Source organism: Nocardioides sp. GXQ0305, from assembly GCF_050880345.1.
Taxonomy (GTDB): Bacteria; Actinomycetota; Actinomycetes; order Propionibacteriales; family Nocardioidaceae; genus Nocardioides.
Window position 1 is genome coordinate 38,265 of record NZ_JBNYXG010000008.1, and the last position, 15,644, is coordinate 53,908.

Sequence of the window (15,644 nt, forward strand, 5' to 3'; positions counted from 1 at the left end):
GGACGTCCTACTATTCGACCATGAGCGACGAGGTCACCACCGCCGAAGGCGCGCGTGCGCGCTGGCAGTCCCGCTACGAGGCCGCCCAGGACGCCGGCCGGGTCCGGGACGCCGACTTCACGACGCTGTCGGGCCTCGAGGTGGAGCCCGCCTACGGCACCGACACGTCCGAGTGGCCGGGGGAGTTCCCGTTCACGCGCGGCCTCTACCCGACCGGCTACCGCGGCCGGACCTGGACCATCCGGCAGTTCGCCGGGTTCGGCAACGCCGAGCAGACCAACGAGCGCTACCACATGATCCTGGGTCGCGGCGGCGGCGGGCTGTCGGTGGCCTTCGACATGCCGACCCTGATGGGGCGCGACTCCGACGACCCCCAGAGCGTGGGGGAGGTCGGCCACTGCGGCGTCGCCGTCGACTCCGTCGCCGACCTGGAGACCCTGTTCCGCGGCATCGACCTCGGCGCCGTCACCACGTCGATGACCATCAGCGGCCCGGCGGTCCCCGTCTTCTGCATGATGCTGGTCGCTGCCGAGCGCGCGGGCGTCGACACCACGACCCTCAACGGCACCCTCCAGACCGACATCTTCAAGGAGTACATCGCGCAGAAGGAGTGGCTCTTCGAGCCCGAGCCCCACCTGCGGCTGATCGGCGACCTGATGGAGTACTGCGCCGAGAGGATCCCGGACTACAAGCCGCTCTCGGTCTCCGGCTACCACATCCGCGAGGCCGGCTCGACGGCTGCGCAGGAGCTGGCCTTCACCCTCGCCGACGGGTTCGGGTACGTCGAGCTCGGCCTGTCCCGTGGGCTCGACGTCGACCGGTTCGCCCCGGGCCTGAGCTTCTTCTTCGACGCCCACGTCGACTTCTTCGAGGAGATCGCCAAGTTCCGGGCCGCGCGCCGGATCTGGGCGCGCTGGCTGCGCGACGTCTACGGCGCGCAGACCGAGAAGGCCCAGTGGCTGCGGTTCCACACCCAGACCGCGGGCGTCAGCCTGACCGCGCAGCAGCCCTACAACAACGTGGTCCGCACCGGCATCGAGGCGCTCTCGGCCGTGCTGGGGGGCACCAACAGCCTCCACACCAACGCCCTCGACGAGACGCTGGCCCTGCCGAGCGAGCAGGCCGCCGAGATCGCGCTGCGGACCCAGCAGGTGATCATGGAGGAGACCGGTGTCGTCAACGTGGCCGACCCGCTGGGCGGGAGCTGGTACGTCGAGGCGCTGACCGACCGGATCGAGGCCGAGGCCAACGCGATCTTCGACCGGATCCTGGCCATGGGAGGGAGCACGCTCACCCACGCCGACACCGAGGCGCTGGCCGAGGCGACCCGCAACGACGAGAACCCCGTCACCCGCGGCCTGCTGCGCGGGATCGAGGACGGTTGGTTCATGTCCGAGATCGCCGAGGCGGCCTTCCAGTACCAGACCGCGCTGGAGAAGCGCGACAAGAGGATCGTCGGCGTCAACTGCCACGAGCACTCGGTGACCCACGAGCTCGAGATCCTGCGGGTCAGCCACGAGGTCGAGGTCGAGCAGGTCCGGATCCTCGCCGAGCGGAGGGCCGGGCGCGACCAGGACTCCGTCGACGCGGCGATCCGCCGGATGGTCGAGGTCGGCCGGACCGAGGACAACATGATCGAGGCGATGCTCGACGCCTGCCGCGCGGAGGCCACCCTGGGTGAGATCTGCGACGCGCTCCGGGCCGAGTGGGGCGAGTACCGCGAGCCGGCCCGGTTCTGAGCCGACGGCGGCTCAGGGCTGTTGCCAGGCCGACAGGTCCCGACCGAGGAACTCGGCGAGCCGGGCGTTGGACCCGGCGTAGACATCGGTCAGCCGGGCCCGGGTCTCCGGGGACATGGGGGTGTACTCGACCGACTCGGTGGTGCCCTCGTCGGTGGTGACCCGGTAGGGGTTGCGCTTGCGGACCTCGAGCGTCTCGGCCGGTCCCGGGTCGACGTCGAGGAACTCCAGGAGTGACCGCATGGTGGCCACCCGGTCGCCGACGAGGTCGTCGAGCAGCAGCACGTGGACGAGCTCCCGGTCGTGGCGGGCCACCAGGTCCTCGATCTGGTCGATGTAGTGGCCGCGGTCGACGTACGCGAAGCCGATCCGGGCCCGGACGGCGTCGCGGGCGCGCCGCTCCGGCTCGGCGGCGATCGCCTCCTCGAACGTGGGCAGGGGCTCGTCACCCAGGCGGCGCTTGTGCCAGTAGTGCGAGTAGGCGCGGTCGACGGGGTTGCGGAGGATGATCACGATCCTCGCGTCGGGCAGGGTCTTTGTCAGGCGCTCGCGGGCGGCCGCGTCGTACATGTAGGCGGGCGTCGCCTCGCCCACCTGTGTGTGGTGGCGCTTCGGTGTGAACTGCGACTCGTACCAGTCGAGCCCGCGGTCGAAGCGGCGGTCGAAGAAGTGCAGCTCCTTGCGCCGCGAGAGGTGGACCTCCGGATGCTTCCGCACCGCCCCCGCCAAGGAGGTCGTGCCGCACTTCTGGGCGCCCGCGATCAGGAACGTGGGCAAGGTCATGGCAGTCCTTCCGGTTCGGCATCCCTGCCGGGTCCGGGACGCCACCCTACGGCACCCCGACCCGCCGCCGGCGGGCGTGTCGTCCCTAGGATGTCGGCATGACCCAGCAGCCCTTCAGCCGTCCCGGTGCCGTCGACCTCTCCGGCCTCGGTCAGGCCTCCGCCTCCGGGCCGGGAGCACCCGGCGCCCCGGCCGGCGGTGCCCCGGGGGGTGCCCTCTCGGCGTACGCCGTGACGGTGACCGAGCAGAACTTCCAGGCCACCGTCGAGGCGTCGATGACGGCCCCGGTGCTGCTGGCGTTCTACTCGCGCAGCCGCTCGCCCGAGAGCGCCCGTCTGGCCGACGACCTCGAGGCGCTCTCGGGGGAGTTCGAGGGCCGGTTCCTGGCCGGGCTGGTCGACATCGACGCCACCCCGCAGATCGCGCAGGCCATGCAGATCCCCTCCGTGCCCCTGGTGGTGGCGGTGCTCGACGGCCGCCCGATGCCGTTGCTCCAGGACGCCGTGTCGCGCGAGGAGCTGCGCACCGCGCTCACCCAGGTCCTCCAGCAGCTCACCGCGCAGGGCGTCACGGGGCGGCACCAGCCGCGCAGCCCCCAGCCGCAGGCCGCCGGTGAGGACGCGGAGCAGCCCGCCGTCGACCCCCGGTACGCCGCCGCGCAGGCCGCGCTCGAGAACGACGACGTCGACGGCGCCGTGGCGGAGTACCAGAAGCTCGTCGACGCCAACCCCGCCGACGCCGAGGCCGCTGCCGGCCTGGCGATGGCGCAGGTGCTCCAGCGCACCCGGGGGGTCGACCTCCAGCAGGCCCGCGAGGCGGCCGCCGCCGCCCCGGACGACGTCGCCGCCCAGACCCTCGTCGCCGACCTCGACCTGCTCGGCGGTCACGTGGACGACGCGTTCAACCGGCTCGTCGAGCTGGTGCGTCGTACGTCGGGCTCCGAGCGCGACGCCGCGCGCGAGCACCTGCTCGGGCTGTTCGGGGCGGTCGGCAACGACGACCCGCGCGTGCTGAAGGGTCGGCAGAACCTGGCCTCGGCGCTGTTCTAGCCGGGGTGCTCCTGCGGCACGCACAGCACGGGTCGAGTGCTGAGGTGCAGCAGCTTGTGCGGCGTGGAGCCGATGATGGCTGCCCTGAGCGGGCTCTCGCCCTCGGTCCCGACGACCACCACGCTCGCGTCGTGCTCCTCGGCGACCGCCACCAGCGCCTCGGCCGGCTTGGCGTCGACGACCGCCACGGTGGCCGTGACCCCGGCCGCCTCGGCCCGGCTCAGGGCGTGCTCGAGGGCGGTGCGGCCGATCTCGCGCAGCGCGTCCAGGTGCGCCGCGAACTCCTCGCCGACGGCACCGGGCGGGCCGGCGCCGTACACGATCACGAGCGGCTCGCCGAAGCGAAGGTGGTGCCGCAGTCCTGGTCGACTCGGTTCAGGTAGAGGAAGGCGGTCGCGATCAGCGCCATCGGGACGAAGCTGGCGAGCAGCACGCCGGGCGCGTAGACGCCCACCAGGGCCGCGATCGGGCCGATCACGGCCGCGAGCGAGTACGCCGGTGAGGTGGCAGCGAGGCCGATCACCAGGGCGTCGACGAAGCCGATGGCATCGGCCTTCAGACTGGCCGGCTTGCCGGGCTCGGTCGTGACCACGGGCGCCCCCCTCTCGCACCGCCGGCGGGCGGCTAGCGTCGCGCCAGCACCGAACGCCCCGCCTCGAGCCGGGCCACGGGGACCCGGAACGGCGAGCACGAGACGTAGTCGAGCCCGACGGCGTCGAAGAAGTGTATCGATCGCGGGTCGCCCCCGTGCTCGCCACAGATCCCGACCTTGAGGTCCGGCCGGGCCTCGCGGCCCTTGGTGGTGCCCATCTCGACCATGCCGCCGACCCCGAGCTGGTCGAGCGACTCGAACGGCGAGACGTCGAAGATCCCGTGGTCGAAGTAGCGCGAGAAGAACGCCGCCTCGACGTCGTCGCGCGAGAAGCCCCACGCCATCTGGGTCAGGTCGTTGGTGCCGAAGGAGAAGAACTCCGCCGAGGCTGCGATCCGGTCGGCGAGGAAGGCCGCCCGGGGGAGCTCGATCATGGTGCCGACCTTGAAGTCGACCCGGACGCCGCGGTCGGCCTGGACCTGGTCGGCGACGGCGAGGATGTCGGCCTTGACGACGTCGAGCTCACGGACGCTGGCCACCAGCGGAATCATGATCTCGGGCAGTGGTCGGCCGCCCTCCGCGGCGTAGTCGGCCGCAGCCTCCAGGATCGCCCGGGCCTGCATCTCGAACAGGCCGGGGATCTGGATGCCGAGCCGGACGCCTCGCAGCCCGAGCATCGGGTTCTGCTCGTGGAGCCGCCGCACGTGCTGCAACAGCACCCGGTCGTGCTCGAGCTCCTCGGAGCCCCCACCCCCGTCGTCGGCCTGCTCGGCCTCGGCCAGCGCGACCTTGACCGACAGGTCGGTGAGGTCGGGCAGGAACTCGTGGAGCGGGGGGTCGATCAGCCGGATCGTCACCGGGAGGCCGTCCATGGCCTCGAAGATCTCGGTGAAGTCCTGCCGCTGCAGCGGCAGCAGCTCGTCGAGGGCAGCGGTCTGGCTCTCCTCGTCCTCGGCGACGATCAGCTTCTCGACGAGCTCGCGGCGGTCACCGAGGAACATGTGCTCGGTGCGGCACAGGCCGATGCCCTGCGCCCCGAAGCGACGAGCCCGCGAGGAGTCGTCGGGGGTGTCGGAGTTGGCGCGCACCCGCAGCCGGCGGGCGCCGTCGGCGTGGGCCATGATCCGGCCCACGGCCGCCACCAGGTCGTCGTCGACCGACTCGCCCTCGAAGTGCCGGACCACGAGGGAGTCCGACACCGGCACCTCGCCGGCGAACACCTCACCGGTCGTGCCGTCGATCGACAGCACGTCGCCCTCCTGGATGGTGTCGCCGTCGCGGACCCGGACCTCCTTCCGCTTCGCGTCGACGTCGAGCGACTCGGCTCCGCACACGCAGGTTCGGCCCATGCCGCGCGCGACGACGGCGGCGTGCGAGGTCTTGCCGCCGCGGCTGGTGAGGATCCCCTTGGCCGCGACCATCCCGCGCAGGTCGTCGGGGTTGGTCTCCTTGCGGACCAGGATCACGTCCTCCCCACGCTCGGTCCACGCCACGGCCGTGTCGGAGTCGAAGACCGCCTTGCCGACCGCGGCACCGGGCGAGGCGTTCATGCCCGTGGCGATCAGGTTCCGGTCGGCGGTCTCGTCGAAGCGCGGGAACATCAGCTGGGCGAGCTGGGCGCCGGACACGCGCAGCACCGCCTCGTCCATGTCGATCAGGCCCTCGTCGACCATGTGGATCGCGATCCGGAACGCCGCCTCCGGGGTGCGCTTGCCGACCCGGGTCTGCAGCATCCAGAGCTTCCCCCGCTCGACGGTGAACTCGATGTCGCACATGTCGCGGTAGTGGCGCTCGAGCCGGGTCATGATCCGCATCAGGTCGTCGTAGGACCCCTGGTCGACCTTTTCGAAGTCGGCCAGCGACACCGTGTTGCGAATGCCGGCGACGACGTCCTCGCCCTGCGCGTTCTGCAGGTAGTCCCCGTAGACGCCCTGCGACCCGCTCGCCGGGTCACGGGTGAACGCGACCCCGGAGCCGGAGTCCATGCCGAAGTTGCCGAAGACCATCGCCTGGATGTTGACGGCGGTGCCGAGGTCCTCGGGGATCCGCTCCTGGCGGCGGTAGAGCCGCGCCCGGTCGGTGTTCCACGAGTCGAAGACCGCGTGGACCGCGAGGTCGAGCTGCTCGCGCGGGTCCTGCGGGAACGGCCGGCCGGCGTACTCCTGGACGATCCCCTTGAAGTCCTCGACCAGCGAGCGCAGGTCGTCGGCCTCGAGGTCGAGGTCGTTCTCGGTCCCCTTCGCCTTCTTGGCGGCGTCGAGCGCCTCGGAGAAGTGCTCGGAGTCGATGTCGAGCACCGTGGCGCCGAACATCTGCAGCAGCCGGCGGTAGGAGTCCTGGGCGAAGCGCTCGTCCTCGCTCTGCTTGGCCAGCCCCGAGACCGACTCGTCGTTGAGCCCGATGTTGAGCACCGTCTCCATCATCCCGGGCATCGAGAACTTGGCGCCCGAGCGCACGCTCACCAGCAGCGGGTCCTCGGCGTCGCCCAGTCGGCGTCCCATCCGCTCCTCCAGGGCCGAGAGGTGGTCGGACACCTCCGACGCCAGCGCGTCGGTCTCCGCCTCCTCCGGGCCTCCCTCCTGCAGGTAGGCGCGACAGGCCTCGGTGGTGATCGTGAAGCCGGGGGGCACCGGCAGCCCGAGGTTCGTCATCTCGGCGAGGTTGGCCCCCTTGCCGCCGAGCAGGTCGCGCTGGTCCTTGTTGCCCTCTGCGAAGTCGAAGACGTAGCCCATGGGGGGATGATTCCGCGTCGGGCGCGACTTGGCGAGGGGCAGCCGATCAGCGCCCGGACTCGGTGTACCCGGGTCCGGACGGATCGAGCGCCGCGTGGACGCGGCGCGCCGTGAACTCGGCGCAGCGTTCGGCGACCTGCTCGGGCGTGCAGAACTCGGCGTGCCGGATCTCGCGGGGCTGGGTGACCATGCCGTCCAGCAGGGACGGGTCGTGGCGGCCGCCGTCGAAGACGAGGCACAGCGCGTCGTCCCACCCGCTCCACGGCGGGAGCCAGTCGGTGAGCAGGAGCCGGCCGGCCGGCAGCTCCAGGCCCAGCTCCTCCGACACCTCGCGGGACACCGCCAGCTGCGGTGACTCACCGACCTCGACCACGCCCCCGGGCAGGTCCCAGTCGGGCTTGTACGTGAGCTGGCACAGCAGCACCCGGTCGTCCCGGTCGCGCACGAGGAGCTGGCTGATCGCCCGCTTGCGAGGCAGGAAGGAGTTGAGGAGCGCGCGGAACCCCTCGGGCTCCGTCGACGGCGGGTCGTGCGCGAGGCGTGCGAACACCACCCGGTCGCCCTCCGCGACCGCCCCGCGCATCACGCCCTCGCGCCGCAGTCCGCTCCAGGTGGCGATCCGCTGCCCGGCGACGTCGTCGGGCCCGACCCAGGCCTCGACCCGCACGTGGACGTCGAGCGCTGCCTCGACCTCCGGCGCCACCCGCTGCACCGCCTCGCGCAGCCCCTGCCGGGTCACCTCGTCCCCCCAGCTGATCCGAGCCACCCCGTCGCCCACCGTCTCCACGGTCGGCTGCTGCGGGGGAGTATCGGTCACTCCGTCACCCTAGCCGGGCACCAGCGCTGCACCGTGCGGGTCAGGGCGGCCACGGCCTCGTCGGGCGTGAGCTCTCCCAGGCACACCCCGAGCGTCAGCCCGGAGAGCTGTGTGCGCAGGTCGCGCTCGCACTCCACGCGATCGACGCCGGATCCGAGCAGGTCGACCGCGTCGTGGACGAGGGCGGACACCGTCGCGTCGGTGTTCACCGACGTGCCGAGCGCATCGGCCACCGCGCGGCGGCTCAGGGCCGCGACGCCGTGACGCAGCACCACCTCGAACGCGCCCTCGCGCAGGAAGTCGAAGCGCACTGCGTAGTCCACGAGCTTGGGCACGAGGTCGTTCTACCTCGTCACCCGTCGGTCGGGTGTCGTCTGTCCACAGGGGCATCCAGAGGGGGAGATGGAACGGTTCGTTCCGCCGACGGGGGTGGGGGCGCGGCACGTTGTGGAACACGCCGTTCCACCACGTGCTGCCCGGGCACCCCCGGTTGCGGCGCGGCGTGTTCCGGAACCGGTCAGGTGCGCTGGCGGAACCACACGGTGGCCAGCGGCGGGACCACGATGTCGGCGTGGGCGGGGAAGCCGGAGTGCTCCCCGTCGACCGCGGCCACCGTGCCGAGGTTGCCGACGCCCGACCCGGTGTAGGACTCCGCGTCGGTGTTGACGACCTCCTCCCACGCGCCGGCGGACGGCAGGGCGAGCCGGTAGTCAGGATGGGGCTGGGCGGCGAAGTTGGCCACGCACACCAGGTCGGGCTCGCCCGGGGCGCGCCGGACGAACGAGAAGGTGTTGCGGGGCGCGTCGTTGGCGTCGATCCACTGGAACGTCGCGGGGTCGGCGTCGGTCGCCCAGAGCGCCGGGGTCTCGCGGTAGACCCGGTTGAGGTCGCGGACCAGCGACTGCACGCCACGGTGCTCGGGGTGGTCGAGCAGCCACCAGTCGAGCTCGCGGGCCTCCGCCCACTCCGACTCCTGGCCGATCTCGGCCCCCATGAAGAGCAGCTGCTTGCCGGGGTGGGCCCACATGAAGGCGAGGTAGGTGCGCAGCGTCGCGAGCTGCTGCCAGCGGTCGCCGGGCATCTTGCGCAGCAGCGAGCCCTTGCCGTGGACGACCTCGTCGTGGCTGATCGGCAGCACGTAGTTCTCCGACCACGCGTAGACCAGCGAGAAGGTCATCTCCCCGTGGTGCCAGGACCGGTGGACCGGGTCGTGCTCGACGTACCCCAGGGAGTCGTGCATCCAGCCCATGTTCCACTTGAAGCCGAAGCCCAGGCCGCCGTCGGAGGTCCGGGTGGTCACTCCCGGCCACGACGTCGACTCCTCGGCGATCGTCATGGCGCCGGGGACCCGCTTGCCGACCGTGCCGTTCATCTCCTGGAGGAACTGCACTGCCTCGAGGTTCTCGCGGCCACCGTGGACGTTCGGTGCCCACTGGCCCGGCTCGCGGGAGTAGTCGAGGTAGAGCATCGAGGCGACCGCGTCGACCCGCAGGCCGTCGACGTGGAACTCCTCGAGCCAGTACAGCGCGTTGGCCACCAGGAAGTTGCGGACCTCGCGCCGGCCGAAGTCGAAGACGTAGGTGCCCCAGTCCGGGTGCTCGCCGCGGGAGGGGTTGGGGTCCTCGTAGAGGGGGGTGCCGTCGAAGCGGGCGAGCGCGAACTCGTCCTTCGGGAAGTGCGCGGGCACCCAGTCGACGAGCACGCCGATCCCGGCCTGGTGGAGCCGGTCGACCAGGTGGCGGAAGCCGTCGGGGTCGCCGAAGCGCGCGGTCGGCGCGAAGTACGACGTCACCTGGTAGCCCCACGAGCCGCCGAACGGGTGCTCCATCACGGGCAGGAACTCGACGTGCGTGAAGCCGAGATCGGTGAGGTAGGGCACCAGCTCGTCGGCCAGCTCGCGGTAGGTCAGAGGGCGGCCGTCCTTCTTGCGCCACGAGCCGAGGTGCACCTCGTAGGTCGACATCGGCCGGGTCACCGCGGGCTCTCCCTCCGCGCGCCCGGCCATCCAGGCCTCGTCGCCCCAGGCGTACGTCGACTCGAACACCACCGACGACGTGGCCGGCGGCACCTCGGTGTGGAAGGCCATCGGGTCGGCCTTCTCCCGCCACTGGCCGTCGGCGCCGAGCACGGCGAACTTGTAGCCGGTGCCGGTCCCGACGTCGGGGACGAACAGCTCCCACACCCCCGAGGTCCCGAGCTGGCGCATCGGGTGCTCCCGGCCGTCCCAGCTGTTGAACGACCCCTTCACCCGGATCCCGCGCGCCGACGGTGCCCAGACCGCGAACGACGTGCCGGTCACCTCGTCGCCCAGGGGACCGGAGTAGTGGTGCACCCGGGCGCCGAGGACCTGCCACAGGTTCTCGTGCCGGCCCTCGTTGATGAGGTGCAGGTCGACCTCGCCCAGTGTCGGCAGGAAGCGGTAGGGGTCGTCGAGCCGCGTCGGCCCGGCGTCGTAGGCCACCTCGAGCCGGTAGTCGGGGACCTCGGCCACCGGCAGCACGCCGACCCACACACCTTCGTGCTCGTGCTCGAGCGGTACCCGTTCCCCGTCCCAGGTGACGACGACCGACGAGGCGAGCGGCTTGAGGACGCGCACCGTCACCGCATCGTCGTGGGGGTGCGGTCCGAGGACCGCGTGCGGATGGCCGTGCTCGCCGCGCACCAGCTGGTCGAGCTCCTCGCGGGGGACGGGCAGGACGGTGGACGTCATCAGGGCCTCACTCGGGAGATCGCGTCAAGGGGGATCGACACCCAGGTCGGGCGGTTGCGCGCTTCGTACACGGTCTCGTAGACCGCCTTGTCGGCGACGTACGCCGCGAGCAGCAGGTTCTCGTCCTCGGTCAGCGGGCGGTCGGCATAGGCGTCGAGGAAGGCGGACCGGTTCCGCTTTGACCACTCCGCGGCCCGGTAGGCCCGCTGCTCACCGGCCGAGGGGTCGGCGTCGTCGAAGGTCTGCTCGACGACCCGGGGCGCGTAGTCGAAGGAGCGCAGCATCCCGGCCACGTCGCGCCACGGGGTGTCGGGCAGCTGCCGCTCCGCGAGCGGCCGTGCCGGCTCGCCCTCGAAGTCGACGATCTTCCAGCCCTTGACGGTCCGCAGGGTCTGGCCGAGGTGCAGGTCGGCGTGGATCTGCTGCACGGGTACGCCGTCGAGGTCGGCGGTCGCCTCGAAGACCTTGCGCACCCGGCCGGCGTGATCGGCCAGCTCGGGCACGACCTCGACGGCCGCGTCGAGCCGCGCCCGCATGCCCGCCGCCACCTCGGCCTGCTCGGTCCGGGAGCGGGTGCGGGTGGGGAAGTTCGCGGCGAGCGTGTCGTGGGTCTCGCGGAGGGCGACCCCGAGCCGCGCGGCCTCACCGGCGAAGTCGCCGCCCACCTCGTCGGCGTGGAGGTCGGCCTCGGCGAACAGGTTTCGGACGCTGGACAGCGCCAGCTCCCACCCGTCGCTCGCAGTGCGCAGGAACTGCTGGAGCATCGCCAGCTGGAGCACCTCGCCCTCGACCAGCGAGTCGGACTCCAGCCAGCCGTACAGCTCCGCGACGTGGTCGGACCCGGCCCGGGTCAGCACGTCGTGGACCGTGATGTCCGGGTTGCGGCCCGGCGTGATCTTGCGGAACATCTTGAGCAGCGCGTCCTCCCCGAACGCGACCGAGGAGTTGGACTGCTCGCCGGTGAACAGGCTGGAATGGGTCGTCAGGTCGAGCTCGTGCCCCGGGAGCCGCTCGAACCGGAGGGGGCCCGACGACGGCGGCCGGTCGAAGGCCTCCAGCAGGTAGGCCATGGCCAGCCGGTCGTGCACCGCGTCGTAGGCGTGGACGGACCCGAGGTCGGGGTCGTCGGCGACCCCGATCAGCGCGTGCTCGAGCACCTCGACCGGGCCGGCGTAGCAGGACAGCGGCACCTGGTAGTACTCCGTGCCGCCCGCCGCATCGGCGTACTCCACGGTCACCAGCTCGAGCACCAGCGAAGGCTGCTCCGTGGTCGGGCGTGCGGGGCCCAGCGTCCCCAGCCGCCGGGTGCCGGCGACGGCCAGCGGACGTCCCTTGCCGCCGAACCAGCGGGCGCCGGTCAGGTGGGTCGTGAGCTGGGTCGTGAGGTCGGGCGTCACGCGGGTGCCCCCTCCGTCGTCGGGTGCTCGTGGGCCGGTCGGGTCAGTCGGAACCAGTAGAAGCCGTACCCACCCAGCGTCAGGAGGTACGGCAGCTCGCCGATCGGCGGGAACGGGACGCCGCCCAGCAGCTCCACCGGCACCCGGCCCTCCCAGTGGCGCAGGTCGAGCTGGACCGGCTGGGGGAACCGGGACAGGTTGTTGACGCACACGATCACGTCCTCACGGCCCCCTCCGCCCGCACTGTCGTCGGTGTGCTCGCGGACGTAGGACAAGACGCTCGGGTTCGAGCCGCCGAGGTCGTCGAAGGTCCCGAGCCCGAACGCCGGGTGGTTGCGGCGGGCGTGGATCATCCGGCGGGTCCAGTGCAGCAAGGACGAGGTGTTCTCGAGCTGTGCCTCGACGTTCACGCTCTGGAACCCCGTGACCGGGTCCTGGATGAGCGGCAGGTGCAGCCGGCCGGGCGTCGCGGCCGAGAAGCCCGCGTTGCGGTCCGGCGTCCACTGCATCGGCGTCCGGACGCCGTCGCGGTCACCCAGCCAGATGTTGTCGCCCATCCCGATCTCGTCGCCGTAGTAGAGGACCGGCGACCCCGGGAGGGACAGCAGCAGCGCGGTGAACAGCTCCATCCGGTTGGTGTCGTGGTCGAGCAGCGGGGCGAGCCGACGCCGGATGCCGATGTTGGCCTTCATCCGGGGGTCCTTGGCGTACTCCTCCCACATGTAGTCGCGGTCCTCGTCGGTGACCATCTCGAGGGTCAGCTCGTCGTGGTTGCGCAGGAAGATGCCCCACTGGCAGCCGTCCGGGATGTCGGGCGTCTGCTCCATGATCTCCGAGATCGGGTACCGCGACTCGCGCCGGACCGCCATGAAGATGCGCGGCATGACCGGGAAGTGGAAGGCCATGTGGCACTCGTCGCCGCCGACCGCCGGGTCGCCGAAGTACTCGACGACGTCGTCCGGCCACTGGTTGGCCTCGCACAGCAGCACGGTGCCGGGGTACTTGTCGTCGACGAACCGGCGCACCTTCCGGAGGAACTCGTGGGTCTCGGGGAGGTTCTCGCCGTTGGTGCCCGGGCGCTCGTAGAGGTACGGGACGGCGTCGAGCCGGAACCCGTCGAGGCCCATGTCGAGCCAGAAGTCCATCGCCTCGATCATCGCGTCGTGGACCGCGGGATTGTCGAAGTTGAGGTCCGGCTGGTGGTGGAAGAACCGGTGCCAGTAGTACTGCCCGCGCACCTGGTCGAAGGTCCAGTTCGACGGCTCGGTGTCGACGAAGATGATCCGCGCGTCCTCGTAGAGCTCGTCGGTGTCCGACCACACGTAGAAGTCGCCGTACGGGCCCTCGGGGTCGCGCCGCGACTCCTGGAACCACGGGTGGGCGTCACTGGTGTGGTTCATGACGAAGTCGATGATCACGCGGATGCCGCGCTTGTGCGCCTCGTCGAGGAGGTGGTGGAAGTCCTCGACCGTGCCGCACTCGGGGAGGATGTCGGTGTAGTCGGCGACGTCGTAGCCGCCGTCCCGCAGCGGGGAGGTGAAGAACGGCGGCACCCACAGGCAGTCGACCCCCAGCCACTGGAGGTAGTCGAGCTTCTCGACCAGCCCGAGGAAGTCGCCGGTGCCGTCGGCGTTGGAGTCGCGGAAGGACCGCACCAGCACCTCGTAGAACACGGCCGTCTTGAACCACTCGGGCGTGGTGTTGAGGACCTCGAGCTGCGGATGGTCGTCGGCGATCACCTCGGTCCCGGGCGCCTTGGTCACTGCGCTCATCTCAGCGGGGGCTCCTGACGGTCAGCACGTGGGCGGGTTCCTCGAAGGGGTCGAGCCGGACGTAGTCGTGCTCGCTCCACGTCCAGGTCTGGTCGGTCAGCTCGTCGTGGACGGTGAAGGAGTCCCCCCAGTCCAGGCCCAGGGCCGGCAGGTCGAGGTGGACCATGGTCTCCCTCGTGCCGTGCGGGTCGAGGTTGAGGACCACCACCACGACGTCGTCCGCGGCCTCGGAGGTTGAGGTGCGAGCGGAGCGAGCCTCGAAACCCCCGCCGGCCGAACGCTTGCTGAAGCACAGCACGTGGTCGTCGTCGGTCCGGTGCACGGTGAGGTGGCGCAGCTGCTGGAGCGCGGGGTGGGCGCGCCGGATCTCGTTCAGCCGGGTGAGGTACGGCGCGAGCGACCGCCCCTCCGCCTCGGCGGCCTCCCAGTCGCGGATCCGGATCTGGTACTTCTCGGAGTCGAGGTACTCCTCGCTGCCCGGCCGCACCGCGACGTGCTCGAACAGCTCGTAACCGGCGTAGACCCCCCAGCTCGGCGACCCCGTCGCCGCCAGCGCCGCGCGGATCTTGAACGCCGCCGGGCCGCCGTACTGCAGGAACGCGTGCAGGATGTCGGGGGTGTTCACGAAGAAGTTCGGCCGCATCAGGTGGTCGGTCTCGCGGGCGAGCTCCCGCAGGTAGTCCTCGATCTCGCCCTTGGCCGTGCGCCAGGTGAAGTAGGTGTAGGACTGGTGGAACCCCACCGCCCCGAGGCCTCGCATCATCGCGGGCCGGGTGAAGGCCTCCGAGAGGAACACGACGTCGGGGTCGGTGGTGCGGACCTCGCGCAGCAGCCACTCCCAGAACGCGACCGGCTTCGTGTGGGGGTTGTCGACCCGGAACACGCGCACCCCGTGCGCCATCCAGTGCCGCACGATCCGCAGCACCTCGGCCGCGATGCCGGACGGGTCGTTGTCGAAGTTGAGCGGGTAGATGTCCTGGTACTTCTTGGGCGGGTTCTCGGCGTAGGCGATGGTGCCGTCGGCGCGGGTGGTGAACCACTCCGGGTGGCTGGTCGCCCACGGGTGGTCGGGCGCGGCCTGGAGCGCCAGGTCGAGCGCGACCTCGAGTCCCAGCTCGCCGGCGCGCGCGACGAACGCGTCGAAGTCCTCGATCGTCCCGAGGTCGGGGTGGACGGCGTCGTGGCCCCCGTCCTTGCTGCCGATCGCCCAGGGTGACCCGGTGTCGTCCGGACCGGGCGACAGGGTGTTGTTGGGCCCCTTGCGGTTCACCGCGCCGATCGGGTGGATCGGGGGCAGGTAGATCACGTCGAAGCCCATCGCGGCCACTGCGTCGAGCCGCTTCGAGGCGGTCCGGAAGGTGCCGGTCGTCACCTTCCCCGTCCTCTGGTCGCGGAGCGCGCCCTCGGACCGGGGGAAGAATTCGTACCAGCTGCCGAACAGCGCCCGCTTCCGGTCGGCGTACGCCGGGAACGGACCCTCGACCGTGACCAGCTCGCGCAGGGGGTGCGCGTGGAGCACGGCGGTCAGGTCGGGCGCCTCGAGCGTCGCGAGCCGGGCCTCGACCGGCCGCGAGGTGTCGGCGGCGGCCTCGAGGCCGCCCTGCACGAGCTCGCGGGCCCGCTTCTCGGCGGCCGGGAGGTCGGCGAGCACCCGCTCGAGCAGCAGCCGCCCCTCGGTGAACATCAGGTCGACGTCGACGCCTGCGGGGATCTTCAGGCCGGCCGCGTGCTGCCAGGTGGCCAGCGGGTCGGACCACGCGTGGAGCTCGAAGGTCCAAGCGCCCTCGGCGTCCGGGGTGACCCAGGCGATCCACCGGTCCGGGCGGTCTCCGCCGTCGGGCTCCATGCGGACCGGTGGCCGCCTCCGGCCCTCGGGACCGATCATCACGACCTCGGCGCCGAGCTTGTCGTGACCCTCCCGGAAGACCGTCGCGGTCACCGGGAAGGACTCACCGAGGGTCGCCTTGGCCGGCAGCCGACCGAGGTCGACCACGGGCATGACGTCCATGATGGGGATGCGTCCGACCATGCCTCCACACTTGCGAACGCGGGG

Annotated in this window: 12 protein-coding genes; 2 read left to right on the forward strand and 10 right to left on the reverse strand. The window is 71.5% G+C overall.

Going from position 1 to position 15,644, the window contains the following annotated elements; translation table 11 throughout:
- Positions 1-20: 20 nt before the first annotated feature.
- Positions 21-1,739 carry an acyl-CoA mutase large subunit family protein gene (locus ACQ1X7_RS18000; protein WP_432479613.1) on the forward strand — a complete coding sequence of 573 codons (1,719 nt, stop codon included), beginning with the start codon at positions 21-23 and terminating at the stop codon, positions 1,737-1,739.
- 12 nt (positions 1,740-1,751) lie between these two features.
- On the opposite strand, the gene ACQ1X7_RS18005 is transcribed toward ACQ1X7_RS18000, so the two are convergent.
- Positions 1,752-2,522 carry a sulfotransferase domain-containing protein gene (locus ACQ1X7_RS18005; RefSeq protein WP_432479614.1) on the reverse strand — a complete coding sequence of 257 codons (771 nt, stop codon included), beginning with the start codon at positions 2,520-2,522 and terminating at the stop codon, positions 1,752-1,754.
- A gap of 98 nt (positions 2,523-2,620) precedes the next feature.
- On the opposite strand from ACQ1X7_RS18005, the gene ACQ1X7_RS18010 reads away from it, so the two are divergent.
- Positions 2,621-3,571 carry a tetratricopeptide repeat protein gene (locus tag ACQ1X7_RS18010; RefSeq protein WP_432479615.1) on the forward strand — a complete coding sequence of 317 codons (951 nt, stop codon included), beginning with the start codon at positions 2,621-2,623 and terminating at the stop codon, positions 3,569-3,571.
- On the opposite strand, the gene ACQ1X7_RS18015 is transcribed toward ACQ1X7_RS18010, so the two are convergent.
- The 9 genes from ACQ1X7_RS18015 to ACQ1X7_RS18055 form a co-directional block, all read right to left on the reverse strand.
- A complete protein-coding gene (locus tag ACQ1X7_RS18015; RefSeq protein WP_432479616.1) occupies positions 3,568-3,897 on the reverse strand; it encodes a universal stress protein in 330 nt (109 codons plus the stop codon). The two genes, ACQ1X7_RS18010 and ACQ1X7_RS18015, sit on opposite strands and share 4 nt — an antisense overlap.
- Positions 3,894-4,163, reverse strand: coding sequence for a hypothetical protein (locus ACQ1X7_RS18020; protein WP_432479617.1), 270 nt, complete (start codon positions 4,161-4,163; stop codon positions 3,894-3,896). The genes ACQ1X7_RS18015 and ACQ1X7_RS18020 overlap by 4 nt, the downstream gene beginning before the upstream one ends.
- 32 nt (positions 4,164-4,195) lie before the next feature.
- Positions 4,196-6,895 carry a pyruvate, phosphate dikinase gene (ppdK, locus tag ACQ1X7_RS18025; protein ID WP_432479618.1) on the reverse strand — a complete coding sequence of 900 codons (2,700 nt, stop codon included), beginning with the start codon at positions 6,893-6,895 and terminating at the stop codon, positions 4,196-4,198.
- A gap of 46 nt (positions 6,896-6,941) precedes the next feature.
- Positions 6,942-7,712 (reverse strand): NUDIX hydrolase, encoded by a 771-nt coding sequence (locus ACQ1X7_RS18030; RefSeq protein WP_432479619.1) that lies wholly within the window; start codon positions 7,710-7,712, stop codon positions 6,942-6,944.
- Entirely contained in the window at positions 7,709-8,047 is a 339-nt protein-coding gene (locus ACQ1X7_RS18035; RefSeq protein WP_432479620.1) for a hypothetical protein, read from the reverse strand. The genes ACQ1X7_RS18030 and ACQ1X7_RS18035 overlap by 4 nt, the downstream gene beginning before the upstream one ends.
- 182 nt (positions 8,048-8,229) lie before the next feature.
- Entirely contained in the window at positions 8,230-10,422 is a 2,193-nt protein-coding gene (gene glgB, locus ACQ1X7_RS18040) for a 1,4-alpha-glucan branching protein GlgB (RefSeq protein ID WP_432479621.1), read from the reverse strand.
- Positions 10,422-11,819 (reverse strand): maltokinase N-terminal cap-like domain-containing protein, encoded by a 1,398-nt coding sequence (locus ACQ1X7_RS18045; RefSeq protein ID WP_432479622.1) that lies wholly within the window; start codon positions 11,817-11,819, stop codon positions 10,422-10,424. The genes glgB and ACQ1X7_RS18045 overlap by 1 nt, the downstream gene beginning before the upstream one ends.
- Positions 11,816-13,591, reverse strand: coding sequence for a maltose alpha-D-glucosyltransferase (gene treS / locus ACQ1X7_RS18050; RefSeq protein ID WP_432479623.1), 1,776 nt, complete (start codon positions 13,589-13,591; stop codon positions 11,816-11,818). Before treS ends, ACQ1X7_RS18045 begins: the two co-directional genes overlap by 4 nt.
- A gap of 1 nt (position 13,592) precedes the next feature.
- Positions 13,593-15,620, reverse strand: coding sequence for an alpha-1,4-glucan--maltose-1-phosphate maltosyltransferase (locus ACQ1X7_RS18055; protein ID WP_432479624.1), 2,028 nt, complete (start codon positions 15,618-15,620; stop codon positions 13,593-13,595).
- Positions 15,621-15,644 lie beyond the last annotated feature (24 nt).